Origin of the sequence: Pseudomonas sp. CVAP#3 (genome assembly GCF_018986375.1) — a bacterium.
Lineage (GTDB): Bacteria > Pseudomonadota > Gammaproteobacteria > Pseudomonadales > Pseudomonadaceae > Aquipseudomonas > Aquipseudomonas helvetica.
The window spans coordinates 1-24,737 of record NZ_JAHMSC010000004.1 but is presented as its reverse complement, the minus strand read 5'-3'; the positions used below and the strand labels follow the sequence as shown (position 1 = coordinate 24,737).

Sequence of the window (24,737 nt, the reverse complement as noted above, 5' to 3'; positions counted from 1 at the left end):
AGGTCAATCAACCACAAACAGCTTCGCCCCCGTCTCCGTCGACGACCGGTGAGACTCCGCATTATCCGCCACCTGATAGCTCATGCCGGGTTTCAGCACGAACTGGCGCCCATCTTCGAGTTCAGTGTGCAGCTCGCCTTCAAGGCACAGCAGGATGTGACCCTTCAAGCACCAGTGGTCTGCCAGGTAACCGGCGGTGTATTCGATCATTCGCACGCGAATTGCGCCGAACTGCTGGGTGCGCCAATAGGCGCTGCCGCGTTCGCCGGCGTGGACGGTGGGTTCGACGGTCGACCAGTCGGTGGTGCCGAACGGGATGGCTGCTATATCCATGGCGAGCTCTTGAAGTCGGGAGAGAGAACCGATTTACGCAGCTGGCGGCAGGTTGTCAATGGATGGGGTTTCTCCAGAAGCTGAACCCGGGCTGTCAGTCTGCAATGTTTCATTATGTTTCAGCTCATCTGGCGGCGTAGGATGGTTAACTCGGATCGTGCATCGCCTCGTTTCCAGCCAAGGGGAACTGAAAAATGAAGTTGAACCTCGTCAAAGTCTTTTTGATCACCGGCACGTTGTTGTTGAGCGCGTGCTCTGGCGTGACAACCAGCAGCTGTTTTTCAGAGGATTGCCATCAATTCGACGGCCGTAGCCCCAACAAGATGAGCTTTGGCGGTAGCGCGATCGGCAACAACTTTAATCAATACAGTTCGGGGCTGTTGCAGCACGACTGATTCGGCCATTCGCAAACCGCATACGCCGATGGCAATCATCGGCGTACTGATCTCTGTGTTTCCACAATCCTAAACGTACGGCTGGCCACTGAATCCCCGTGGGAGACGTTGCTGGCCCGGCATCTCGCTGAGTCTTTTGATCCAGGATGCGCGCCAGTCAATCGAGGCGTGGGCGACTTTGGCTCTACGCGCCGCTCGACGTGCGGCGTTGCGAGCGTCTTTTCGGGCGTCCTTGAACGCGTCGGTATTACGGCAGCTGCGGCATTTGACGCGGGCAAATTCAGTCGTAGACGTAAGATTGCTGCCATGGCGGCCGCAGGCCAGATGTCCGGCAGTCTTATAGTGAGTCACCATCGGTGGATCTCCTTCGCAATGATTTCGGCGTAGCGCAAGGGTCACTTGCCACATCCCTATCGGTGACTCTGCTCTTCTGTCTGGACTCGCTGCCCGTTCAACGGTGTGAGGGGGGGCAGAGACCGCGATCCCATTACTATTAATGACACCTGGGTGACCGACGCGTTCGATCTGAAATGTCGAGGACTGCACGGGGGTGTTTTTCTTCAATACAGGCCTATCAGTGTTCTCCTACTTTGAGCGCCGGGATGTCCCGAAGTTATTGAAGAAGGTGTGCAATGAGTCTGATCATTTCCATGGCCGCGTTTGCGCTGGCGTCGTCGATCACCCCAGGGCCGGTGAACATCGTTGCACTGAGCTCTGGCGCGCAGTACGGCTTTCGCGCCAGCCAACGGCATGTAGCGGGTGCAACGCTGGGGTTTGTGCTGTTGCTGGTGTTGATGGGGTTGGGCCTGCATGAACTGCTAAAGCTCTGGCCATCGCTGACGCGGGCGGTGCAGTTGTGCGGGGTGGCGTTCCTGTTGTTCATGGCCTGGAAGCTCGCCACTGACGATGGTCGGCTCAGTGCGGGTGATTCAGGGCAAGCGCCGACGATGTTCTACGGCGCGCTGATGCAATGGCTGAACCCGAAAGCCTGGCTGGCCTGTGTCGCGGGGATGGGGGCTTTTGTTGCCGATGGCGAGGCGCAGCTGGTCTGGCAGTTTGCGGCGGTGTATCTGGTGGTCTGCTACCTGTCGGTGGCCTGCTGGGCTTATGCCGGGACCTTTCTGCGACAGTACCTGGGCAATGCCGGCGGTATGCGGTTGTTTAACCGGTTCATGGCGTCGTTGCTGGCGGTGAGTGCGGGTTACTTGCTGTTGCCATAAATCTCGGGCTTCAACCGCGATACTGCCCCGGCGTCGCGGCCAAATGCTGTTTGAACGCTCGCTGAAAATGTGCCTGATCAGAGAACCCGGCTTCCAGCGCCACGTCGGCAATCAACTTGCCCCGACGCAGTTGGCTGCGGGCGAACTGGATGCGATGGTTGACCAGAAACGCGTGGGGCGTCATGCCGTAATGCTGCTTGAAAGCACGGATCAGGTACGACGCCGACAGATCTGCCGCCTCGCAGATGTCTTCGAGTTTCAGCGCCAGGGTGCAGTTGTCGCGGATGTACTCGGCTGCTCGTTCCAGCTTCAGGTTGGGCTCGCGAACGGTCAGTTCGGCCGGATTGAGCTTTAGCTGCACCTCGGTAAAAAACGCTATGGTGGCGCTGTGTTTTTGCAGCGTCTCCAGCTGTTCGTCGAGCAGAACGTCGTACAGCTGATTGAGCCCGCTAAAAAGGCCGGCGTCGGCGCAGTGGGTAGTGGAAAAGCGCCGAAAGCCCAACTCCTCGCTGAAGCCCAGCTGATGCTGAAGGTCGGTCAGCCAGGGCGTATCGATAAACAGCATGCGGTAGGACCACGGCTGATCGTCGATCGGGTTGCAGGCATGCACGTCGCCGGGGTTCATCAGCACCACGGTGCCGGTGCCGACTTCAAATGCAGACTGCTCATGCAGATAGGTGCTGCGCCCGTGCGTAATCGCACCGATGGAAAACTGCTCGTGGGAGTGTCGGGCATAACAGACTTCGCGGCCGTCGGCGATGGAACGGGCTTCGATGAAGGGCAGTGCGTCATCGCGCCAGAAACGTGGGGCTTTGTCGGCATCCTTGGCAGTGGCGTGTTTCATCTGCAGCGTCCTTTGGCAGTCCAGTGGGGGGAGTGTATTAGCTCTCGCCATTAAAGGCCCGCTCAAGTGTGGCGATCTCGATCTTCTTCATCTTCAACATGGCCTGCATGGCGCGTCGGGATTCGTTCGAATCTCTATCGTTCATCATTTTTTTGTGACCGGCGGTCGCGCAAACCAAGGCTTCGGGAAAATTGCGCTTAGCTCAATGGATAAACCGAGGCGCGCGTAGGCAGTCGTTGCCGCAGTGACGCCCTGAAAGGACATCGTGAGTGACTGAGGAGACCGCCGTGCTGACGCTCAATATCAATGGCAAAGACCAATCCCTGGACGTGCCCGGCGACATGCCGCTGTTGTGGGTATTGCGCGATGTCGCGCACTTGACCGGTACCAAGTTCGGCTGCGGCATGGCGCAGTGCGGCGCCTGCACGGTGCATGTCGACGGCGCGCCGTTACGCTCCTGCATCACCCCGGCGGCGGCCGTCGCCAATGGCCAGAAAATCCTCACCATCGAAGGCTTGTCGAGCGACGGTTCGCACCCGGTGCAGCGCGCCTGGGCCGAGATCGACGTGGTGCAATGCGGTTATTGTCAGTCGGGGCAGATCATGTCGGCGGCGGCTTTATTGGCGAAAATCCCATCGCCGAGCGACAGCGATATCGATCAGGCGCTGTCGGGCAATATCTGTCGGTGCGGGACCTACCCGCGTATTCGTGCGGCGGTCAAACGTGCTGCGCAAATCGGGGAGGCATGACGATGAGCACGAAGATCGAGACTTCTCGACGGGACTTTTTGAAAAGCACTGCCGTGCTCGGTGCAGGGCTGGTGGTGGCGTTTGTCATTCCGGGAGCCAATCGCTTTGCTCAGGCGGCTTCGACGCCGGACGCGGTGTTCGCCCCCAACGCCTTTTTGCGCATCGCGCCCGATGGCAGCGTGACCATTCTGTTGGGGCACTCCGAGATGGGGCAGGGGATCTGGACCGGTCTGACCATGTTGATTGCCGAAGAACTGGATGCCGACTGGACGAAGATTCGCGTCGAGCATGCACCGGCATCGGCGGCCGATTATGGTCTGCCAGCCTTCGGTAACATGCAGATTACCGGCGGCTCGACCTCGACCTGGATGGAGTTCGACCGCTACCGTCAGGCCGGTGCGGCCGCGCGCTTGATGCTGATCGAGGCCGCCGCCAAGCGATTCAACGTCGCGCCCTCGACAGTACGGACCGAGCCGGGCGTGGTGATCGCCGGTGATCAGCGCGCCACTTACGGTGAGTTGGCCAATGACGCCGGCAAGCTGCCGGTGCCGGATCCGGCATCGATCAAACTCAAGGAGGCCAAGGACTGGAAGATCATCGGCAAACCGACCAAACGGCTGGATACCCCGGAAAAAATCACCGGCCAGGCGAAATTCGGCATGGACGTGCAGTTCGATGGGTTGCTGACGGCCATGGTCGCGCGCTCGCCGGTGTTCGGTGGCAGTGTCAAATCATTCGACGGCGCGGCGGCGCTGGCACTGCCGGGCGTGCATAAAGTCGTGCAGGTGCCGACGGGCGTAGCGGCGGTGGCCGATCATTATTGGGCGGCGAAACTCGGTCGCGATGCGTTGAAAATCGACTGGGACCTGGGCCCCAACGCTGGGCTAGACAGCGACGCCTTGCTGCAAAACTTCCGAAAACTTGCCGCAGTCCCCGGGGCCCCGGCCAGCCAGGCGGGCGATATCAGTGCCGCGCTGAGCAAGGCGGTGAAGACGATTGATGTTGAATATAGCGTTCCCTACCTGGCCCATGCACCGATGGAGCCGCTCAACTGCACGGTAAAAATTACCCCGGACAAATGCGAAATCTGGACCGGCACCCAGTTTCAAACGCTGGATCAAATGGTCGCGGCGAAAATCACCGGGCTCAAACCCGAGCAGGTCGAGATTCATACCGAATTCCTCGGTGGCGGTTTTGGTCGTCGAGCCAATCCGACCTCGGACTTTGTCAGTGAAGCAGTGCAAGTCGCCAAAGCGGCCGGTGCGCCAGTGAAAACTGTCTGGTCGCGGGAGGACGACATACGCGGTGGTTACTACCGCTCGGCGTTCCTCCATCACGCACGCATTGGCCTGGACGCCAAGGGCATGCCTCAGGCCTGGCAGCACGTACTGGTCGGGCAGTCGATCATGGACGGCACCTCATTCGAAGCGACGATGGTCAAAAACGGCGTCGATGCCACCTCGGTCGAAGGTGTGGCCGACAGCCCTTACATCAAGGGCCTGGCCAACCATCTGGTCGATCTGCATTCGCCGAAAACCGGCATCAGGGTGCTCTGGATGCGTTCTGTGGGGCACACTCACACGGCGTTTGTCGTCGAGTCATTGATCGATGAACTGGCCACGGCGGCCGGCAAGGACCCGGTGGAGTACCGGCGGACCTTGCTCAAGGATCATCCGCGACATCTGGGCGTGCTGAACCTGGCGGTGGAGAAGGCCAACTGGAAGGCGCCGTTGCCTGCGGGGCACGCGTTGGGTGTGGCGGTGCATGAGTCTTTTGGCAGTTACGTTGCGCAGGTCGCCGAGGTGTCCCAGGACAACCTGAAGATCCGTGTGCACCGGGTGGTCTGTGCGGTCGATTGCGGGATTGCGGTGAACCCGGCGAGCATCGCCGCGCAGATGGAATCCGCTATCACCTTTGGCCTGGGGTTCACCTTGCACAGCAAGCTGACCTTCAAGGACGGGAAAGTGGTGCAGTCCAATTACCATGACTTTCAGGTGTTGCGCCTGAATGAAATGCCGGTGGTCGAGGTGCACATCGTCCCCAGTACTGAAAAGCCGGGCGGTATCGGCGAGACCGGGGTGCCACCGACGGCGCCGGCGGTGGCCAATGCGGTGTTTGCGCTGACCGGGCAACGCTTGCGCGAACTGCCGCTGCAATTGGCGGGGGTGTGAGATGAGGCGGCATCTGCTTCTGGGCGCGTTGTTGTTGCTTGGGGGCGGTGGTTACGCCTCTGAGCTGTTTGCCGACGATCAAGCCGCACTGGCGGCGTTTGCCACGGTGCAGAAGGTGTTCCAGAGCCCGCGCTGCCAGAACTGCCATATCCCCGGTGACTCGCCCTTGCAGTTCGACGCCGGGAAACCGCATGCCATGAACGTGGTTCGTGGCACTGACGGCAAGGGAGCGGCGGGGCTACCCTGTGCGACCTGCCACGCCGACAGCAATCCGCCTGCCAGCTACGGCCCCCACGCGCCACCCGGTGCACCGCATTGGGGGCTGCCATCGGCTGCGCACAAAATGGCCTGGATCGGCTTGCCGGCCGACCGGCTGTGCCAGATGATCAAGGATCGTTCGAGCAACGGCGACCGTGATTTTGCCGCGCTGATCACCCATGTCAGCGACGACAAACTGGTGCTCTGGGGCTGGAATCCCGGTGGCAACAGGACTCCGGTGCCGGTGCCTCACGATATTTTTGTCACCCAGTTCAAGCTGTGGGCAGAGGCGGGTGGGCCATGTCCGGTGGCGGGGAGCTAGGCGGGATCCGCTTGCAGGCCGGTATGACGCTGAAGGTTACTTGGCGAACAGCTGGTCGATGTCCTTGAACGCCTTGAACTCCAGCGCGTTGCCACACGGGTCGAACAGAAACATCGTCGCCTGTTCGCCCACCAGTCCTTTGAAGCGGATACCGGGCTCGATCACGAAACGCGTGCCCAGTGATGTGAGCCGTTCGGCCAGGGACTCCCATTCCTCCATCGACAGCACCACGCCGAAATGCGGGACCGGTACGTCGTGACCGTCCACGGCATTGGTGTGGGCGGACTCCTGGGTGGCGGTTTTCGGGTGTTCGTGGATGACCAATTGGTGACCGAAAAAGTTGAAGTCCACCCAATGTTCGCTTGAACGTCCTTCCTCCAGGCCAAACACCTGGCCATAGAAAAGCCGCGCAGCTGTAAGGTCATACACCGGGATGGCCAGATGAAAAGGGGAGAGACGCATGGTGTTCAAGCCTCGATGACAGGAGAGTTGAGCTGATTCTAGTCTTGTGATTTTTGATTAAAAGACGATAATTTTTGCCTCCAGCTCAAATTAAATCGATCAATCGAGGCGCTCATGCTGCGTGAACTGAAAACCTTCATCGCAGTGACTCGCTATGGCACGTTCGCCGCAGCCGGCATGCACATTGGCCTCACGCAGTCGGCCGTCAGCGCGCAAATGCGCAACCTGGAGCAGGCGCTGGGTATTCGCCTGTTTGACCGCACCGGGCGTCAGGCCATCCTCAACGCGGCTGGGCAGCGAGCGTTGCCGATGGCCCGGGAAATCCTCGAAACCTTTCAGCGCATGGCCGTGAGTGACGACGTCAGCGAGTTTCGCGGCGAATTGAGGGTCGGCGCTGTGGCGACCGCCCAAACCGGTTTGCTGCCCCAGGCATTGCTGCGCTTGCGGCAGCAGGCGCCGTTGCTCGAGCCGAAACTGGTGCCCGGCGTGTCACTCAACCTGTTGAGTCAGGTCGACGCTGGCGAACTTGATCTGGCGATCCTGATCAAGCCACCCTTTGAGTTGCCCAAGGAACTGTCGGCCCAGGTGATTCGGCAGGAGCCGTTTGTGTTGATCGTGCCGCCGGACCTTGAAGGCGAGGATCCGTTGCAGGTGCTCAGCACGCATCCACAGGTGCGTTATGACCGCAACTCGTTTGGTGGACGGCTGGTGACACGCTTTCTGCGCGAGCAGCAGATCGAGGTCAAAGTCGCGCTGGAGCTGGATGAGCTGGAAGCGATTGTGAAAATGGTCGAGTGCGGGCTGGGCGTGGCGTTGATTCCCCAGGCGGGGCTTTGGCTTGAGTACGGGGCGAAAGTCAGGATCATCTCGTTGGGCGAACTGACGTTTTATCGGGAGATTGTGCTGCTACAGCGCTACAGCCAGCGTACACAACCGATCCAGCAGTTGTTTGCGCGGTGTCTGGTTTAGGTTCTGTAGGAGCCTGGCTTGCCAGCGATGGCGATCTCGCGGACGCTATCGCTGGCAAGCCAGGCTCCTACAGGATTTGCACAAGGTACAAAAAACCCGCCATCGGCGGGTTTCTTGTTAACGCGCGAAGATCACTCTTCGATGTTGCCCATGGCAGTGGTGTTGAAGCCGCCGTCCACGTACATGATTTCGCCGCTGATGCCGGAGGCCAGGTCCGAGCACAGGAAGGCGCCGGCGTTGCCGACTTCGTCGATGGTGACATTGCGACGCAGCGGCGTTTGCGCTTCGTTGGCGGCCAGCATTTTACGGAAGTTCTTGATGCCGGAAGCGGCCAGGGTGCGGATCGGGCCAGCCGATACCGCGTTGACGCGAGTGCCTTCCGGGCCCAGGGAGCCGGCCAGGTAACGTACGCCAGCTTCCAGGGAAGCCTTGGCCATGCCCATTACGTTGTAGTTCGGCATGGTGCGCTCGGCGCCCAGGTACGACAGGGTCAGCAGGCTGCCATTGCGGCCTTTCATCATCTCGCGGCCAGCTTTGGCCAGGGCCACGAAGCTGTAGGCGCTGATGTCGTGAGCGATGCGGAAACCTTCACGGGTGGTGGCTTCGGTGAAGTCGCCGTCCAGTTGGTCGCCTGGAGCGAAGCCAACGGAGTGCACGATGCAGTCCAGGCCGTCCCATTTTTTGCTCAGCTCTTCGAAAACCCTGGCGATTTCTTCATCGCTGGCCACATCGCACGGGAAGCACAGCTCAGGGTTCGAACCCCAGCCTTGTGCGAACTCTTCGACACGACCCTTGAGTTTGTCGTTCTGATAAGTGAAGGCAAGCTCAGCGCCCTCGCGATGCATGGCGGCAGCGATGCCGGATGCGATGGACAGCTTGCTGGCGACACCGACGATCAGTACGCGCTTACCGGCGAGAAAACCCATGTGTTGCTCCTCTTTCAGGTTATTGCGCAGTGGCTGGTGCCAGGAAAGCGGCCTCCAGCAACTGCTGTGTATAGGGATGTTGCGGTGCGGCAAAGATACCTTGCGCGTCACCTTGTTCGACCACTTGGCCGTGCTTGATCACCATCAACTGGTGACTCAGCGCTTTAACCACCGCCAGGTCATGGCTGATGAACAGATACGTCAGGTTGTACTTGCTTTGCAGTGAGCGCAGCAGTTCAACCACTTGGCGTTGCACGGTGCGGTCGAGGGCCGAGGTCGGCTCGTCCAGCAAAATCAACGCCGGCTTTAGCACCAGGGCTCGGGCAATGGCGATTCTCTGCCGTTGTCCGCCGGAAAACTCGTGGGGATAGCGGTGCCGGGTTGCCGGGTCCAGACCGACTTCCTTGAGTACCGCGATAATCGCCAGTTCCTGCTCGGTCTCTGTACCGATCCGGTGTATCCGCAGGCCTTCGCCAACGATCTGGCTCACGCTCATCCGTGGGCTCAGGCTACCGAAGGGGTCCTGAAACACCACCTGCATTTCCCGCCGTAGCGGCCTTACCTGTTGCTGCGACAGGCAATCCAACGACTTGCCTTCAAAACGGATCGCGCCTTTGCTGGCAATCAACCGCAAAATCGCCAGACCCAGCGTGGACTTGCCCGAACCGCTCTCGCCGACGATGCCCAGGGTCTGTCCCTGAGGCAGGCTGAAGTTGATTCCGTCCACCGCTTTGACGTAATCGACGGTGTTGCGCAAAAAGCCTTTTTTGATCGGGAACCAGACTTTCAGGTCCTCGACTTGCAGCAACGGCGGGCCAATGACATTGGTTGCCGGGTTGCCTCGAGGTTCCGCTGCCAGCAGCTCCCGGGTGTAAGGATGCTGCGGCGCGCGGAACAACTCTTCGCACGACGCCTGTTCGACGATGCAACCCTTCTGCATGACACATACGCGATGCGCGACTCTTTGGACCAGGTTCAAATCGTGGCTGATCAGCAGCAGGGCCATGCCCAGACGGGCTTGCAGCTCCTTGAGCAGTTCGAGGATTTTCAGCTGAACCGTCACGTCCAGTGCGGTGGTCGGTTCGTCGGCGATCAGCAGTTCCGGTTCGTTGGCCAGGGCCATGGCGATCATCACGCGCTGACGCTGACCACCGGACAATTCATGGGGCAGGGCCCTGAGCCGTTTGTGCGGCTCGGGAATGCCCACCAGTTCCAGCAGCTCCAGGGTGCGCTGGGTCGCGACCTTACCGGTCAGGCCTTTGTGAATGCCGAGCACCTCGTTGATCTGTTTCTCGATCGAGTGCAGCGGGTTCAGCGAGGTCATCGGCTCCTGAAAGATCATCGCAATCCGGTTGCCACGAATGTGCCGGATGGTTTTCTCTTTCAGCGACAGCAGGTCATGCCCGGAGTAGGTGATGGTGCCGGTGGGGTGCCGCGCCAAGGGGTAGGGCAGCAGGCGCAGGATCGAGTGCGCCGTCACCGATTTGCCGGAGCCGCTTTCGCCGACCAGTGCCAGGGTTTCACCGCGCTTGATGTCGAAGCTGACACCTTCCACCACCCGTTGCACGCGCTCACCGACCACAAACTCGACAGAGAGGTTGCGCACTTCGATCAGATTGTCCTGATTCATTTCACTTCCTCGGGTCGAAGGCATCGCGAGCGGACTCGCCGATAAACACCAGCAAACTCAACATCAGCGCCAGCACTGCAAAGGCGCTCATGCCCAGCCACGGCGCTTGTAGGTTTGATTTGCCCTGAGCCACCAGTTCACCCAGCGATGCGCTGCCTGCCGGCAGGCCGAAGCCGAGGAAGTCCAGCGCGGTCAGGGTGCCGATGGCGCCCGTGAGGATGAACGGCATGAAGGTCATGGTCGAGACCATGGCGTTGGGCAGGATGTGCTGGAACATGATTGCGCCGTTCTGCATGCCCAGCGCGCGGGCGGCGCGTACGTATTCCAGGTTACGCCCACGCAGGAACTCGGCGCGGACCACGTCAACCAGGCTCATCCAGGAAAACAGCAGCATGATCCCCAGCAGCCACCAGAAGTTTGGCTGCACGAAACTGGCGAGGATGATCAGCAGGTACAACACCGGTAAACCCGACCAGATCTCCAGGAAGCGCTGCCCGGCCAGATCGACCCAGCCGCCATAGAAACCCTGCAAGGCACCGGCAATCACGCCGATGATCGAACTGAGAATGGTCAGCGTCAACGCAAACAGCACTGACACCCGGAAGCCGTAAATCACCCGCGCCAGTACGTCGCGGCCCTGATCGTCGGTGCCCAGCAGATTGTCTGCCGAGGGCGGTGCCGGTGCCGGGACTTTCAGGTCGTAGTTGATGCTCTGGTAGCTGAACGGGATTGGCGCCCATAAAGTCCAGGCGTCCTTGGCCTTGAGCAGTTCGCGGATGTACGGGCTCTTGTAGTTGGCTTCCAGCGGGAATTCGCCGCCGAAGGTGGTTTCCGGGTAACGCTTGAGCGCCGGGAAATACCATTGGCCGTCGTAATGCACCGCCAGCGGCTTGTCGTTGGCGATCAGTTCGGCACCGAGGCTCGCGCCAAACAGGATCAAAAACAGCCACAGCGACCACCAGCCGCGCTTGTTGGCCTTGAACCGTTCGAAACGTCGGCGATTGAGAGGGGACAGGTTCATCTCAATGCTCCCGGTGTTCGAAGTCGATACGTGGATCGACCAGGGTGTAGGTGAGGTCGCCGATCAGTTTCACCACCAGCCCCAGCAGGGTGAAGATGAACAGGGTGCCGAACACCACCGGGTAGTCGCGGTTGATCGCTGCTTCAAAACTCATCAGGCCCATGCCGTCGAGCGAGAAGATCACTTCCACCAGCAACGAACCAGTGAAGAAAATCCCGATGAAGGCCGAAGGGAAGCCAGCGATCACCAGCAGCATGGCGTTGCGGAACACATGGCCGTAGAGCACGCGGTGCCGGGTCAGGCCCTTGGCCTTGGCGGTGACGACGTACTGTTTGTTGATCTCGTCGAGGAAGCTGTTTTTGGTCAACAGGGTCATGGTCGCGAAGTTACCGATCACCAGTGCTGTCACCGGTAGCGCGATGTGCCAGAAGTAATCGCGGACCTTGCCCATCCAGCTCAATTCACTGAAGTTATTCGAGGTCAGGCCGCGCAGGGGGAACCAGTCCAGGTAGCTGCCGCCGGCAAACACCACGATCAGCAGGATCGCAAACAGGAACGCCGGGATCGCATAGCCGACGATGATCGCCGAACTGGTCCAGACATCGAAGTGGCTGCCGTGCCGGGTGGCCTTGGCGATTCCCAGCGGGATCGACACCAGGTACATGATCAGCGTGCTCCAGAGCCCGAGGGAGATCGACACCGGCAGCTTTTCCTTGATCAGGTCGATGACCTTGGCGTCCCGGAAGAAGCTGTCGCCGAAATCCAGGGTGGCGTAGTTCTTGATCATGATCCACAAGCGTTCCGGCGCCGACTTGTCGAAGCCGTACATGTGCTCGATTTCCTTGACCAGCGCCGGGTCCAGGCCCTGCGCGCCGCGATAGCTGGAACCGGCTACCGAGACTTCGGCACCGCCGCCGGCAATGCGGCTGGTAGCGCCTTCGAAGCCTTCGAGCTTGGCGATCATCTGTTCCACCGGGCCGCCGGGGGCGGCCTGGATGATCACGAAGTTGATCAGCAGAATGCCGAACAGGGTTGGAATGATCAGCAACAGTCGCCGAAAAATATACGCCAGCATCTTATTGCTCCATGCCCGCAGGATCGGCTTGTTCTTTGGTCAGCACTTCGATCGCAGGTTTAGCGTCGGGCTTGATCCACCAGGTGGAAATGCCCACGTCATTGGTCGGTGAGACTTTCGGGTGGCCAATGTGATTCCAGTAAGCCACGCGCCAGGTATCGATGTGCCAGTTGGGGATCACGTAGTAGCCCCATTGCAACACCCTGTCGAGCGCCCGAGTATGGGCTACCAGACTTTTGCGCGAGTCGGCGTTGATCAGCTCTTCGACCAGTTGATCGACTACCGGGTCTTTCAGGCCCATGTAGTTGCGGCTGCCGGGTTTGTCGGCGCTTTCGGACTTCCAGAATTCGCGCTGTTCGTTACCCGGTGAGCTGGACTGCGGGAAGCTGCCGACCATCATGTCGAAGTCGCGCGAGCGCACGCGGTTGATGTACTGCGACACGTCGACCCGACGAATCACCAGTTCGATCCCCAGGTCACTCATGTTGCGTTTGAACGGCAACAGCACCCGCTCGAACTCGGTCTGCGCCAGCAGGAATTCGATGCTGACCGGTTTGCCATTGGTATCGACCATCTTGTCGTCGACGATCTGCCAGCCGGCTTCCTGCAACAGTTGATAGGCCTTGCGCTGCTGGGTGCGGATCATTCCGCTGGCATCGGTCACCGGGTTCTGGAACGCTTCGCTGAAGACCTGCTCGGGGATTTTGCCTCTGAACGGATCGAGGATCGCCAGTTGGTCCTGATCCGGCAGACCGGTGGCGGCCATTTCCGAGTTTTCGAAGTAGCTGCGGGTGCGCGCGTAGGCGCCGTTGAACAGTTGCTTGTTGGTCCATTCAAAATCCAGCAACAGGCTCAGGGCCTGGCGCACACGCACGTCCTGGAATATCGGGCGGCGCAGGTTGAAGACAAAACCCTGCATGCCGGTGGGGTTACCGTTTGGGATCTGTTCCTTGATCAGGCGACCCTCGGTGACGGCCGGAATGTTGTAGGCGTTGGCCCAGTTTTTCGCGGTCATCTCCAGCCAGTAATCGAACTGTCCGGCCTTCAGCGCTTCCAGCGCGACGGTGTTGTCGCGGTAGTAATCGATGCTCATGGTGTCGAAGTTGTAAAAGCCCCGATTGACCGGAAGGTCCTTGCCCCAGTAGTCCTTGACCCGCTCATAGCGGATCGAACGTCCGGCCTTGACCTCACTGACCTTGTACGGGCCGCTGCCCAGCGGAATCTCCAGATTGCCCTTGCTGAAGTCGCGGTGTTCCCACCAGTGCTTGGGTAATACCGAGAGCTGTCCAAGGATCAGCGGCAGCTCTCGGTTGCTGGTGTGCTTGAAGGTGAACAGCACCCGCAACGGGTCCTCGGCGATCACGTTGTCGACGTCGCTATAGTAATCGCGATACAGCGGCGAGCCGCTTTTCATCAAGGTCTGGAAGCTGAACACCACATCCTCGGCGCGTACCGGGTGGCCGTCGTGGAACCGTGCCTCGGGGCGCAGGTAGAAGCGCACCCACGTGTTGTCTGGAGCTTTCTCGATCTTGCCGGCGATCAGGCCGTATTCGGTGACGGGTTCGTCAAGGCTCTGTCTGGCCAGCGTGTCATAGATCAGGCTGATATCGCCGGCGGGTACGCCCTTGCTGATGAACGGGTTGAGGCTGTCGAAGCCACCGGCGCCGGCCTGACGGAAGCTCCCACCCTTGGGCGCGTCCGGGTTCACGTAGTCGAAATGTTTAAAATCGGCCGGGTATTTCGGCGGCTCGTTGTACAGGGTCAAGGCGTGCTGCGGGGCAGCGTGGGCCGTGCAGGCTAGCCCCGCAAAGACCAGACCCAGCAGGGTACGCAAACGCATCATTGGGCTTTCTCCAAAGTCTTCAGCCACCACGCATTCAGCCCCAGGGAGTAGGGCGGTGTGGTGACGAAGGCGAACCGGTTGCGGTACGCCAGGCGATGATAATTGATATACCAGTTGGGGATGCAGTAGTGCTGCCACAGCAGCACCCGGTCCAGCGCTTTGCCGGCCGCCAGTTGCTCGTCGCGGGATTTTGCCGCGAGCAGTTGTTCCAGCAAATGATCGACCACCGGGTTGGCAACGCCCGCGTAATTCTTGCTGCCCTTGACCGAGGCCTGGCTCGAGTGGAAGTACTGCCACTGTTCAAGTCCGGGGCTGAGGGTCTGGTCGAGGGTCATCAGGATCATGTCGAAATCGAACTGGTCCAGACGCTGCTTGTATTGCGCACGGTCGACGGTGCGCAGGTGCGCGTCAATGCCGATACTGGCGAGGTTCTCGGCGTAGGGCTGGAGAATGCGCTCCAGGTTCGGATTGACCAGCAGGATCTCGAAACGCAGTGGCTGCCCGACAGCATTCTGCAGGCGCTGGCCATTGAGTTTCCAGCCAGCCTCGGCGAGCAAACCCAGCGCCCGGCGCAGGGTTTCCCGGGGGATGCCGCGGCCGTCGGTCTGCGGCAGGCTGAAGGGCTCGGTGAACAGCTTGGCGGGGAGCTGATCGCGGTAGGGCGAGAGCATCAGCCATTCATGGCCGACCGGTACGCCTGTGGCTGTGAACTCGCTGTTGGGGTAATAGCTCATGGCCCGTTTGTAGGCACCGCTGAACAGGGCGCGGTTGGTCCATTCGAAGTCGAACATCAAGCCCAGGGCTTCACGCACCTTGTCGTCGGCGAACGTACTGCGCCGGGTGTTCATGAACAGGCCCTGGGTCTGGGTTGGAATCTGGTGGTCGATCTGCGCCTTGATCACCTCGCCACGCCGCACGGCCGGGAAGCTGTAGCCATTGGCCCAGTTCTTGGCCTGGTGCTCGATGTAGATATCGAACTCGCCGGCCTTGAATGCCTCGAACGCCACGTCGCTGTCGCGATAAAACTCGACTTCAACGCGATCATAGTTGTACTTGCCGCGGTTGACCGGCAGGTCCTTGCCCCAGTAATCCTTGACCCGCTCGAACACCAGTTGCCGCCCCGGCTGAACCTCGGTGATGCGGTAAGGGCCACTGCCCAGCGGCGGTTCGAAGGTGGTCGCCTTGAAGTCGCGACCTTCCCAGTAATGCTGCGGCAACACCGGCAACTCGCCCAGGCGCTGGATCAGCAACGGATTACCGGCACGTTTGAACACGAAGCGGATGCGCTGTGGGTTCAGAATGTCGACCCGTTGCACTTCCTGAAGATTGGTGCGGTATTGCGGATGACCTTCCTTGAGCAGCAAGCGATAGGAAAACGCGACGTCGTAGGCGGTGATCGGCGTGCCGTCGTGAAAGCGTGCTTGTGGGCGCAGGTTGAACACTACCCAGCTGCGGTCTTCGCTGTATTCGACAGACTGGGCGATCAACCCGTAACTGGAGGCGGGTTCATCGCCGGACGGCGCGTACTGCCCCGTACCGACCATCAACGGTTCGTTCAGCTCGTTGATGCCGTACTGCAGAAAGTTCGGGGTTGCGACCGGGCTGGTGCCCTTGAAGGTGTAGGGGTTGAGCGTATCGAAGGTGCCAAACGCCATGACCCGCAATGTACCGCCCTTGGGCGCTTGCGGATTGACCCAGTCGAAGTGGGTGAATTTGGCCGGGTACTTGAGTGTGCCGAACTGCGCATAACCATGGCTTTCGCTGATCGTTGCGCTTGCGGGGAAGCTCAAGGCCAGACTGATTAGGAGCAGGAGGGGACGTATCAAGGCAGAGATCCGGTCCAGGCGGCTTGGGCTTTGTGGACCGTACAGTAACAGCTTGTATCGACAGGAAAAAGGTAGGGAATTAAAGCACTCAACAGGCGGCAATTCCTGTGGCGAGGGGGCTTGCCCCCGTTCGACGGCGCAGCCGTCGCAAATACGGCTGGCTCGATGTGCGGGGGTGAAGAATGTTTCAGGGCCGCTTCGCGGCCCAACGGGGGCAAGCCCCCTCACCACAAAAGCCCGGCCGCGGGCTGTCTTAACGCGGGGAAGAAACCGTCAGCACCTGCCCAGGTTTGAGGGCCTGGCCAACACGTGGGTTCCAGCGCTTGAGGTGTTGCATCTCAACGTTGAAGCGCTTGGCAACGATGTACAGCGAGTCGCCTTGCTTGACCTTGTATTGGGTCTGCTTCTTGTTGTTGGCCGCAACCACCGTGCTGATGCGTCCACCGCTACGCTTGCTCTTGCTGGTGTCTCGCATCACCAGGGTCTGGCCAACCTTGAGGTCCTTGCCGTTCAGCTTGTTCCAGTGTTGCAGGTCCTTGACCTCGACCTTGTTGGCCTTGGCGATCTGCGTCAGGTTGTCGCCGCGCTTGACCCGGTAGCTGCGCTTGAGCGTTGCCAGCTCGCGGTCGTCTGCACCTTCGAAAACCGGTTTGAGCGGACGCTGACTGATCAGCTCTTCGGGTTTCATGGTCGACAGGCTGGCGGTCAGCAACTGCGCCTTGGACGTCGGCACCAGTAAGTGCTGGGGACCGTCGATGGTGGTGCGTTGCTTGAAGGCCGGGTTGAGCTGGAACAGTTCGTCTTCGTCGATATTGGCCACCGCGGCAACCTTGGACAGGTCCATGCGCTGGTTGATTTCGACGACTTCAAAATAGGGTTGGTTGGCAATCGGGTTGAGGTTCACGCCATAGGCTTCTGGCGACAGCACGACTTGTGACAAGGCCAGCAGCTTGGGCACATAGGCCTGGGTTTCCGCCGGCAGTGGCAGGTTCCAGTAGTCGGTTGGCAGGCCGAGCTTTTCGTTGCGCTCGATGGCCCGGCTGACCGTGCCTTCACCGGCGTTGTAGGCCGCCAGGGCCAGCAGCCAGTCACCGTTGAACATATCGTGCAGGCGGGTCAGGTAGTCCATCGCCGCGATGGTCGATGCGGTAATGTCGCGACGGCCGTCGTAGAAGCGGGTTTGACGCAGGTTGAAGTAACGCCCGGTGGACGGGATGAACTGCCACAGGCCGACCGCATCGGCGCGCGAATAGGCCATCGGGTTGTAGGCGCTTTCAATCACCGGCAACAGCGCCAGTTCCAGCGGCATGTTGCGTTCTTCAAGGCGTTCGACGATGTAATGAATGTACAGGCTGCCACGTTCGCTGGCGCCTTGCAGAAACGATGGATTGCTGGCGAACCACAGGCGCTGTTGCTCGATGCGCGGGTTGACGCCCAGCCCGTCCTGCAACTGGAAGCCCTGGCGCATGCGCTCCCAGACGTCCTGCGCGGCTTGTGGGCTTGGTTTCTCGTTGAGCCAGATAGGTTTTTGTTTGGTCCGGGTGGGAAGCGTATGTGCCACGTCGGTTTGTGGCACCTGACTGGTGCTTTGGCAGCCCGCCAGGGTGGCGGACACAGCCACCGCGATGGCTTGAGCCAAGCGGGTCAATGCGTCTGAATTGATGGATTTACGAATAGATGACGACATTGGCTGGAAGTTAGTTCCGGGCAAAAATGTCGGGCGATTCTAGAAAGCGTACGGGGTGCGGTCAACCATTCAGAATTTTTGGACCAATAGTGGCCCTCTCTAGAACGTATCTTTCCACGCTCGAAGAGCCGCAAAAACCTCACTCGGAGCCCGGTTATCCTGGCCATTCCGTTCGTCTACTTTTTCTTTAACAGATGTTTCGCCAGTACGCAGAAAAGGGTTGGTAAGTTTCTCCAGCGCCAGGGTCGACGGTAGCGACATGCTACCCGACTCGCGTAATTGGGAGACTTTCTCGAGACGCTCGGCAATGTCCGGGTTGTTCGGCTCGACAGCCGCGGCAAAGCGCAGATTGCTCAGGGTGTATTCGTGGGTGCAGTACACCAGCGTGTCTTCGGGCAACGCGGCCAGGCGGCTGAGGGAGTGGTGCATTTGTGCCGGCGTGCCTTCGAACAGGCGTCCGCAACCGGCGGCGAACAGGGTGTCGCCACAGAACAGCAGCCCCTGATGGTAGTAAGCGATATGACCCAGTGTGTGGCCCGGCACCGCATACACGTCGAACTCTAAGCCGAGTACGCTGACGCGATCATTATCGTTGAGGGCGATGTCACGTCCGGGGATGTTTTCGCTGGCCGGGCCGTAGACGGTGGCGCCCGTCGCTTTTTTGAGTCGCTCGACGCCGCCGACGTGATCATGGTGGTGATGGGTGACCAGGATGTCGCTGAGCTGCCATCCCGGATGCATGGCCAACCAGGCCTGCACGGGGGCGGCATCACCCGGATCGACCACGGCGCAGCGCTGGCTGCGGTGATCCTGTAACAACCAGATGTAGTTGTCGGTGAAGGCGGGAAGGGCACTGATCTGTATCATCGCAGGATTCGCCAAGCGGAAAACAATGGTGCATCTTAGAGCTTCTTGGCGAGTTGGAGAATGCAATGACCGATAAAGCGTTCGCTCAGGCTGATCCTGACTGGCTGGCATTGATCAGCGCCGCTCGCGAGTGGCTGTCAGGTCCCATCGGCCAATTTTTGTTGAATGAAGAACGCCGGATGCTCGAAGACGAACTGGGGCGTTTCTTTGGTGGGTATCTGGTGCATTACGGTCCTTCGGCCGAAGCGCCACCGGCGGCGAAGCAGGTGCAGCGCAATGTCCGTCTGGGAGCGCCGCTGCCGGGTGTGGAAATAGTCTGCGAAGAACAGGCCTGGCCGATCAGTGAGCACGCCGCCGACGTGGTGGTGATGCAACACGGTCTGGATTTCTGCCTGTCGCCGCACGGTCTGCTGCGTGAAGCCGCCAGCGCGGTGCGTCCCGGCGGGCACTTGCTGATTGTCGGGATCAACCCCTGGAGCAGTTGGGGGCTGCGCCACATGTTTGCGAGCGACGCCATGCGCAAGGCGCGCTGCATTTCGCCGTCGCGGGTCGCCGACTGGCTCAACCTGCTGGGGTTTGCACTGGAGAAACGCCGCTTCGGGTGCTATCGTCCGCCGCTTGCGTCCCCGGCGTGGCAAGCCCGCTTGGCCGGTTGGGAACGCAAGGCCGGTGACTGGCAGCTGTCCGGTGGCGGTTTCTATTTATTGGTGGCGCGCAAGATCGTCGTCGGCTTGCGACCGGTCCGCCAGGTGCGCCGCGAGCCTATGGGCAAGTTGATCCCGCTGCCGATGGCCAAGGTCAATCGACGCCACAGCGAGCCGTAATAAGCATTTTATTTTCCCGGCCGGGCTTGCCCGGCCTTGGGCGTTGTCGATCATTGATCGGCAGCCACAGACATTTTCTGGATAGGTTGGCATGAGCGATAGCGTAGAACTCTTCACCGACGGCGCCTGCAAGGGCAATCCTGGCCCCGGCGGCTGGGGCGCACTGCTGGTGTGCAAGGGCGTTGAAAAGGAACTCTGGGGCGGCGAAGCCAATACCACCAACAACCGTATGGAACTGATGGGTGCGATTCGTGGCCTTGAAGAGCTCAAGCGTTCTTGCGACGTATTGCTGGTCACCGACTCGCAATACGTGATGAAAGGCATCAACGAATGGATGGTCAACTGGAAGAAGCGCGGCTGGAAAACTGCTGCGAAAGAGCCAGTGAAGAATGCTGATCTGTGGAAGCAGCTCGACGAGCAGGTCAACCGCCACAACGTTACCTGGAAGTGGGTACGCGGCCACGTCGGGCATCCCGGTAACGAACGCGCCGACCAGTTGGCCAACCGTGGCGTCGACGACGTTCGGGGCTACAAGCAGGACTGACGCGCCGGGTCACCACGAACGCACAGGGCGATCATTTCGGATCGCGCGTACGCAAGGCTTCGATCATTTTCAGGCAATGATTCAATCCCGGCGAGACATCGCCGACGCGCTGGCTCAGGATGATCGGCGATGTGGCATTGGTTTCCAGTACCGGCGTGAAACCAATGTCGTCGCGATGCAGCAACTGTACCGAGGCCGGCACCAGCGTGACGCCGATACCGGCGCCCACCAGGCCAATGGCGGTTTGCAGTTCGTTGGTCCATTGCGCGACCTTGATGCTCACCCCGTAGGACTCGAACAGCGCGATCACATGGTCGGCATAGCTGGGGCGGGGATTGCCGGGATACAGCACGAACGGTTCATTGGCCAACTCGGTGAGGCTGATGGGGCCGGCCAAGAGTGGATGGCCAGCGGGCAGGGCAGCCACCAGACGGTCTTCATTCAAAACGGTTTGAATGATTGCCGGGTCATCGATACGAATCCGCCCGAAGCCAACGTCGATACGTCCCGCCTTGAGCGCTTGCACCTGTTGCAGCGTGGTCATTTCCGACAGGCCGAGCTCCAGTTCCAGCGACTCGTTGCTGCGCAGTCGGCGAATCAGTTCGGGCAACACGCCATAGAGGGTCGAAGGGGCAAAACCGATACCCAGCCAGGTCTTTTCACCCAGGCCGATACGTCGGGTGTTGTCGCAGACCTTGCTCAGTTGCTCAAGCAGGGCGCTGGAGTGCTCAAGGAAAAACCGCCCGGCTTCGGTCAGACGCAATGGCCTGCCACGTTCCAGCAACATCACCCCGAGTTCATCTTCCAGTTGCTGGATCTGCCGGCTCAAGGGAGGCTGAGCGATGTGCAGGCGTTCGGCGGCGCGGGTGAAATTCAGGGTTTGACCCAGCACCTGGAAGTAACGCAGATGACGCAGCTCCATGAGCCCTCCACAGTCGACGATGGTGAATACCTTTAAGGTATCGATCCAGACCAATTCTATATTGGAACCTTGAAAAAAGCCGTACGAGAATCCGTCACAGAACTTCAAGAACCTGACGGGTATCGACATGCTTTCTTCTGCCATTGAATCGATCGATACGATCATCGTCGATCTGCCGACCATCCGCCCGCACAAGCTGGCGATGCACACCATGCAGAACCAGACGCTGGTGATCATCCGCGTACGTTGCGCCGACGGTATCGAAGGCATCGGCGAATCGACCACCATCGGTGGCCTGGCCTACGGCAATGAAAGCCCGGACAGCATCAAGACCAACATCGACAAGCACTTTGCGCCGCTGCTGCTGGGACAGGATGCTTGCAACATCAATGCGGCGATGTTGCGCCTGGAGCGCAGTATTCGCGGCAATACCTTTGCCAAATCCGGCATCGAAACCGCTTTGCTCGATGCTCATGGCAAACGCCTTGGGCTGCCGGTCAGTGAGTTGCTCGGTGGCCGTGTACGCGACTCGTTGCCAGTGGCCTGGACGCTGGCCAGCGGTGATACCGCCAAGGACATAGCTGAAGCCGAGCAGATGCTCGACCTGCGTCGTCACCGGATCTTCAAGTTGAAGATCGGTGCCGGCGAAGTCGACCGCGACCTGGCTCACGTCATTGCGATCAAAAAGGCCTTGGGCGACCGCGCCAGCGTGCGCGTCGACGTCAACCAGGCCTGGGACGAAGCGGTGGCGCTGCGAGCCTGCCGGATTCTCGGTGGTAATGGTATCGACCTGATCGAACAGCCGATCTCGCGCAACAACCGTGCCGGCATGGTGCGCCTCAACGCGATGAGCCCGGCACCGATCATGGCGGACGAGTCGATCGAGTGCGTGGAAGATGCGTTCAACCTGGCGCGTGAAGGCGCGGCTTCGGTGTTTGCGCTGAAGATCGCCAAAAATGGCGGCCCCCGCGCGGTGTTGCGTACTGCGGCGATTGCCGAAGCGGCAGGCATCGGCCTGTACGGCGGCACCATGCTTGAAGGCGGGATCGGCACGCTGGCCTCGGCCCATGCCTTCCTCACGTTGAACGAGCTGAGTTGGGACACCGAGCTGTTCGGCCCGTTGTTGCTGACCGAAGACATCCTCAGCGAGCCGCCGGTTTACCGCGATTTCCATTTGCATGTTTCCCAGGCCCCCGGCCTTGGCCTGAGCCTGGACGAAGAGCGGCTGGCGTTTTTCTGCCGCGACAAAACCTCCACTGCCATTTATTCCGCCTGAGGAGAACAGCATGTTGTTTCACGTAAAGATGACCGTGAACCTGCCGGTCGATATGGACCCGGAGCGCGCCGCTCGGCTCAAGTCCGACGAAAAGGCCCTGGCCCAGCGCCTGCAACAGCAGGGCAAGTGGCGCCATTTGTGGCGTATCGCCGGGCTTTACGCCAACTACAGCGTGTTCGACGTCGACAGCGTGCAGGAACTGCACGACCTGCTGATGCAACTGCCGCTTTACCCCTACATGGCTATCGAAGTGAACGCGATGTGCAGGCATCCTTCCTCTATTCATGAGGATGATCGCTGAGCCGTTGCCTGCCAGTTCTGTACTCTAATAAATACAAGATGAGGATTAATCATGAACGCCAAAATTTCCCATACTGCCAGCGCCCAGAAGTTTCTCGAAGAAGCCAGTGGCCTGCTCAACGACGCTGGCAACCCGCGCGCCAAAGCGCTGATCTACCGCATCCTGCGTGACTCGGTGAACATCATCGAAGACCTCGAAGTGACCCCGGAAGAGTTCTGGAAAGCCGTCAACTACCTGAACGAACTGGGCGCGCGCCAAGAAGCGGGCCTGTTGGTTGCAGGCTTGGGCCTGGAACACTACCTGGACCTGTTGATGGATGCCGAAGACGCGCAGGCCGGTAAAACCGGTGGCACCCCGCGCACCATCGAAGGCCCGCTGTATGTCGCCGGTGCACCGCTGTCCAACGGTGAAGCACGGCTGGACGACGGCGTTGATCCGGGCGTGGTGCTGTTCATGCAGGGCCAGGTCAAGAATACCGAAGGCCAGCCACTGGCCGGCGCCGTGGTGGATGTCTGGCACGCCAATACCGGCGGCACCTATTCGTACTTCGATGGCAGCCAGTCTGAATTCAACCTGCGTCGCCGGATCGTCACCGATGCCGAAGGTCGCTATCGTTTTCGCAGCATCGTGCCGTCGGGCTACGGCTGCCCACCGGACGGTCCGACCCAGCAGCTGCTCGATCAATTGGGTCGTCATGGCCAGCGTCCGGCGCACATCCACTTCTTCATCTCGGCGCATGACCATCGCCACCTGACCACCCAGATCAACCTGGACGGTGACAAGTACCTGCACGACGATTTCGCCTACGCCACCCGCGACGAACTGATCGCCAAAATCACCTTCAGTGACGATCAGCAACGTGCACGTGAGCATGGTGTCAGCGGACGTTTTGCCGAGATCGAATTCGATTTCACCCTGCAGTCGTCGGCGCAACCGCAAGAGCAACATCGTCACGAGCGAGTGCGCGCACTGGAAGACTGATCAGCGCGGGCCCAGGCCACGGGATAACTGACCGTTTATCTCGTGGTCTTCCGCTTTGTCGCGGCTCGCATAGAATGGCCAGGCCTGATTTTCCTGGGGTGCGTGCCCAATAGCGCCCGCACCGCAGCCGATAATTACAATTAGAGTGAGCGGTTATGCAAGCGCATCTATTGAGTGAGCGCAGCAGAGTGTTTGAGCAGGCCGATCCCTATGCGGTGTCGGGCTACGTCAATCAGCACGTGGGCAACCATTGCATCCGCTTACCCAGAAGCGGCAACCCTCAGGCCAGTCTCAATCACCGTAAATTCGCCAGCCTCGACCTGTGCCGTATCAGCTATGGCGGCAGTGTGCGGGTGACCTCGCCAGCGCTGGAAACCCTCTACCACTTGCAAGTGCTGTTACGCGGAAACTGCTTGTGGCGCGGTCATCGGCAGGAACACTACTTTGCGCCCGGTGAGTTGCTGCTGATCAACCCGGACGATCCGGTGGACCTGACGTACTCCGACGATTGCGAAAAATTCATCGTGAAAATGCCCGCCAGCCTGCTCGAATCGGTGTGCCAGGAGCAACGCTGGTTGCACCCGGGGCAGGGCGTGCGGTTTCTCGAGAACCGCTACCAACTGGATGAGCTTGAAGGCTTCGTCAATCTGCTGGGCATGGTTTGCCAGGAAGCTGAAGCGACCGAGCGCATGCCCCGTGTTCAGGAGCATTACGCGCACATTGTCGTGAGCAAGATGCTCAGCCTGATGAAAACCAACGTCAGGCGCCTCGGTCTCGGTTCGCAGTCAGCGAACTTCGAGTTGATCGCCGACTACATCGAACGCAACCTCAAGCAGGACATTTGCAGCGAAGAGCTGGCGCGTCAGGCACAGATGAGCCTGCGTTCGCTGTATGGGTTGTTTCAGCGCAATGCGGCCACCACCCCAAAAAACTACATCCGGCAGAAAAAGCTCGAGCGGGTCAATGCTTGCCTGGGCGACCCGACCTGCACAGTGCGCAATGTGACCGAACTGGCCATGGATTACGGCTTTTTGCACTTGGGGCGATTCTCCGAAAGCTACCGCAAGCAGTTCGGCGAATTGCCGTCGGACACCCTCAAGCGCCGGCACTGACCTCGGCGTGATCGTTCCCACGCTCGGCGTGGGAATGCCTCACTGGACGCTCTGCGTCCGCTTCGGCATGTGACGCGGAGCGTCACTGGCTGCATTCCCACGCAGAGTGAACTGACCCCCAAATGTTGGACACAACCTTTGGGGGTGTCATGGGGAAGTACACAGAGCAAGCAAAACTC

25 protein-coding genes and 1 pseudogene are annotated in these 24,737 nt (G+C 60.0%); 12 read left to right on the top strand and 14 right to left on the bottom strand.

What is annotated here, in order from left to right; genetic code table 11:
• Positions 1–3: 3 nt before the first annotated feature.
• Positions 4–333: a DHCW motif cupin fold protein gene (locus KRR23_RS08555; RefSeq protein WP_054597108.1), complete on the bottom strand. Its 330-nt coding sequence runs from the start codon at positions 331–333 to the stop codon at positions 4–6.
• 194 nt (positions 334–527) lie between these two features.
• On the opposite strand from KRR23_RS08555, the gene KRR23_RS08550 reads away from it, so the two are divergent.
• Entirely contained in the window at positions 528–728 is a 201-nt protein-coding gene (locus KRR23_RS08550) for a hypothetical protein (RefSeq protein ID WP_216742146.1), read from the top strand.
• Positions 729–797: 69 nt separating this feature from the next.
• On the opposite strand, the gene KRR23_RS08545 is transcribed toward KRR23_RS08550, so the two are convergent.
• Positions 798–1,082 (bottom strand): hypothetical protein, encoded by a 285-nt coding sequence (locus KRR23_RS08545; protein WP_216742145.1) that lies wholly within the window; start codon positions 1,080–1,082, stop codon positions 798–800.
• Between the two features lie 278 nt (positions 1,083–1,360).
• Here KRR23_RS08545 and KRR23_RS08540 point away from each other — a divergent pair, with 278 nt between their 5' ends.
• On the top strand, positions 1,361–1,948 hold the full coding sequence (locus KRR23_RS08540; protein ID WP_216742144.1) for a LysE family translocator: 588 nt from the start codon (positions 1,361–1,363) through the stop codon (positions 1,946–1,948).
• A gap of 10 nt (positions 1,949–1,958) precedes the next feature.
• Here KRR23_RS08540 and KRR23_RS08535 read toward each other — a convergent pair whose 3' ends face one another.
• Positions 1,959–2,792 carry an AraC family transcriptional regulator gene (locus KRR23_RS08535; protein WP_216742143.1) on the bottom strand — a complete coding sequence of 278 codons (834 nt, stop codon included), beginning with the start codon at positions 2,790–2,792 and terminating at the stop codon, positions 1,959–1,961.
• Positions 2,793–2,829: 37 nt separating this feature from the next.
• A pseudogene (locus KRR23_RS29055) lies at positions 2,830–2,940 on the bottom strand (VOC family protein); the annotation flags it as partial.
• A 139-nt stretch (positions 2,941–3,079) separates the two neighbouring features.
• Between KRR23_RS29055 and KRR23_RS08530 the strand changes: the two are divergent.
• The 3 genes from KRR23_RS08530 to KRR23_RS08520 are packed head-to-tail and all read left to right on the top strand — an operon-like array spanning position 3,080 to position 6,292.
• Complete coding sequence (locus tag KRR23_RS08530; protein WP_054598315.1) at positions 3,080–3,541, top strand: (2Fe-2S)-binding protein; 462 nt, start codon at positions 3,080–3,082, stop codon at positions 3,539–3,541.
• A 2-nt stretch (positions 3,542–3,543) separates the two neighbouring features.
• On the top strand, positions 3,544–5,712 hold the full coding sequence (locus tag KRR23_RS08525; protein ID WP_216742142.1) for a xanthine dehydrogenase family protein molybdopterin-binding subunit: 2,169 nt from the start codon (positions 3,544–3,546) through the stop codon (positions 5,710–5,712).
• A gap of 1 nt (position 5,713) precedes the next feature.
• Entirely contained in the window at positions 5,714–6,292 is a 579-nt protein-coding gene (locus tag KRR23_RS08520; protein WP_216742141.1) for a hypothetical protein, read from the top strand.
• A gap of 36 nt (positions 6,293–6,328) precedes the next feature.
• On the opposite strand, the gene KRR23_RS08515 is transcribed toward KRR23_RS08520, so the two are convergent.
• Entirely contained in the window at positions 6,329–6,754 is a 426-nt protein-coding gene (locus tag KRR23_RS08515) for a VOC family protein (RefSeq protein WP_216742140.1), read from the bottom strand.
• A gap of 114 nt (positions 6,755–6,868) precedes the next feature.
• On the opposite strand from KRR23_RS08515, the gene KRR23_RS08510 reads away from it, so the two are divergent.
• Complete coding sequence (locus KRR23_RS08510; protein ID WP_216742139.1) at positions 6,869–7,723, top strand: LysR family transcriptional regulator; 855 nt, start codon at positions 6,869–6,871, stop codon at positions 7,721–7,723.
• A gap of 131 nt (positions 7,724–7,854) precedes the next feature.
• On the opposite strand, the gene fabI is transcribed toward KRR23_RS08510, so the two are convergent.
• The 8 genes from fabI to gloB all read right to left on the bottom strand — a co-directional run bounded on the left by fabI (position 7,855) and on the right by gloB (position 18,598).
• The gene (gene fabI, locus KRR23_RS08505) at positions 7,855–8,649 is read right to left on the bottom strand and encodes an enoyl-ACP reductase FabI (RefSeq protein ID WP_216742138.1); all 795 of its coding nucleotides are present in this window, start codon (positions 8,647–8,649) and stop codon (positions 7,855–7,857) included.
• A gap of 19 nt (positions 8,650–8,668) precedes the next feature.
• Positions 8,669–10,279 carry an ABC transporter ATP-binding protein gene (locus KRR23_RS08500; RefSeq protein ID WP_216742137.1) on the bottom strand — a complete coding sequence of 537 codons (1,611 nt, stop codon included), beginning with the start codon at positions 10,277–10,279 and terminating at the stop codon, positions 8,669–8,671.
• A 1-nt stretch (position 10,280) separates the two neighbouring features.
• The gene (locus KRR23_RS08495) at positions 10,281–11,300 is read right to left on the bottom strand and encodes an ABC transporter permease (RefSeq protein WP_054597120.1); all 1,020 of its coding nucleotides are present in this window, start codon (positions 11,298–11,300) and stop codon (positions 10,281–10,283) included.
• A 1-nt stretch (position 11,301) separates the two neighbouring features.
• Entirely contained in the window at positions 11,302–12,375 is a 1,074-nt protein-coding gene (locus tag KRR23_RS08490; protein ID WP_216742136.1) for a microcin C ABC transporter permease YejB, read from the bottom strand.
• 1 nt (position 12,376) lies between these two features.
• Positions 12,377–14,218, bottom strand: a complete 1,842-nt coding sequence (locus KRR23_RS08485) for an extracellular solute-binding protein (RefSeq protein ID WP_216742135.1) — start codon at positions 14,216–14,218, stop codon at positions 12,377–12,379.
• Entirely contained in the window at positions 14,215–16,044 is a 1,830-nt protein-coding gene (locus KRR23_RS08480) for an extracellular solute-binding protein (protein WP_216742134.1), read from the bottom strand. Before KRR23_RS08480 ends, KRR23_RS08485 begins: the two co-directional genes overlap by 4 nt.
• Before the next feature lie 253 nt (positions 16,045–16,297).
• Complete coding sequence (locus KRR23_RS08475) at positions 16,298–17,731, bottom strand: transglycosylase SLT domain-containing protein (protein WP_216742133.1); 1,434 nt, start codon at positions 17,729–17,731, stop codon at positions 16,298–16,300.
• Positions 17,732–17,830: 99 nt separating this feature from the next.
• Positions 17,831–18,598, bottom strand: coding sequence for a hydroxyacylglutathione hydrolase (gene gloB, locus KRR23_RS08470; protein WP_216742132.1), 768 nt, complete (start codon positions 18,596–18,598; stop codon positions 17,831–17,833).
• A 65-nt stretch (positions 18,599–18,663) separates the two neighbouring features.
• Here gloB and KRR23_RS08465 point away from each other — a divergent pair, with 65 nt between their 5' ends.
• Together KRR23_RS08465 and rnhA are read left to right on the top strand one after the other, a co-directional pair.
• Entirely contained in the window at positions 18,664–19,422 is a 759-nt protein-coding gene (locus KRR23_RS08465; RefSeq protein WP_216742131.1) for a class I SAM-dependent methyltransferase, read from the top strand.
• 91 nt (positions 19,423–19,513) lie between these two features.
• A complete protein-coding gene (rnhA, locus tag KRR23_RS08460) occupies positions 19,514–19,966 on the top strand; it encodes a ribonuclease HI (protein ID WP_019690633.1) in 453 nt (150 codons plus the stop codon).
• Positions 19,967–19,997: 31 nt separating this feature from the next.
• Here rnhA and KRR23_RS08455 read toward each other — a convergent pair whose 3' ends face one another.
• The gene (locus tag KRR23_RS08455) at positions 19,998–20,888 is read right to left on the bottom strand and encodes a LysR family transcriptional regulator (protein ID WP_216742130.1); all 891 of its coding nucleotides are present in this window, start codon (positions 20,886–20,888) and stop codon (positions 19,998–20,000) included.
• A gap of 127 nt (positions 20,889–21,015) precedes the next feature.
• Here KRR23_RS08455 and KRR23_RS08450 point away from each other — a divergent pair, with 127 nt between their 5' ends.
• From KRR23_RS08450 to KRR23_RS08435, 4 genes are all read left to right on the top strand, one after another.
• Entirely contained in the window at positions 21,016–22,164 is a 1,149-nt protein-coding gene (locus tag KRR23_RS08450; RefSeq protein ID WP_216742129.1) for a muconate cycloisomerase family protein, read from the top strand.
• 10 nt (positions 22,165–22,174) lie between these two features.
• Positions 22,175–22,465 (top strand): muconolactone Delta-isomerase, encoded by a 291-nt coding sequence (gene catC / locus KRR23_RS08445; protein WP_054597129.1) that lies wholly within the window; start codon positions 22,175–22,177, stop codon positions 22,463–22,465.
• A 51-nt stretch (positions 22,466–22,516) separates the two neighbouring features.
• Positions 22,517–23,446, top strand: a complete 930-nt coding sequence (gene catA, locus KRR23_RS08440; protein ID WP_216742128.1) for a catechol 1,2-dioxygenase — start codon at positions 22,517–22,519, stop codon at positions 23,444–23,446.
• A gap of 155 nt (positions 23,447–23,601) precedes the next feature.
• Complete coding sequence (locus tag KRR23_RS08435; protein WP_216742127.1) at positions 23,602–24,558, top strand: AraC family transcriptional regulator; 957 nt, start codon at positions 23,602–23,604, stop codon at positions 24,556–24,558.
• Positions 24,559–24,737 lie beyond the last annotated feature (179 nt).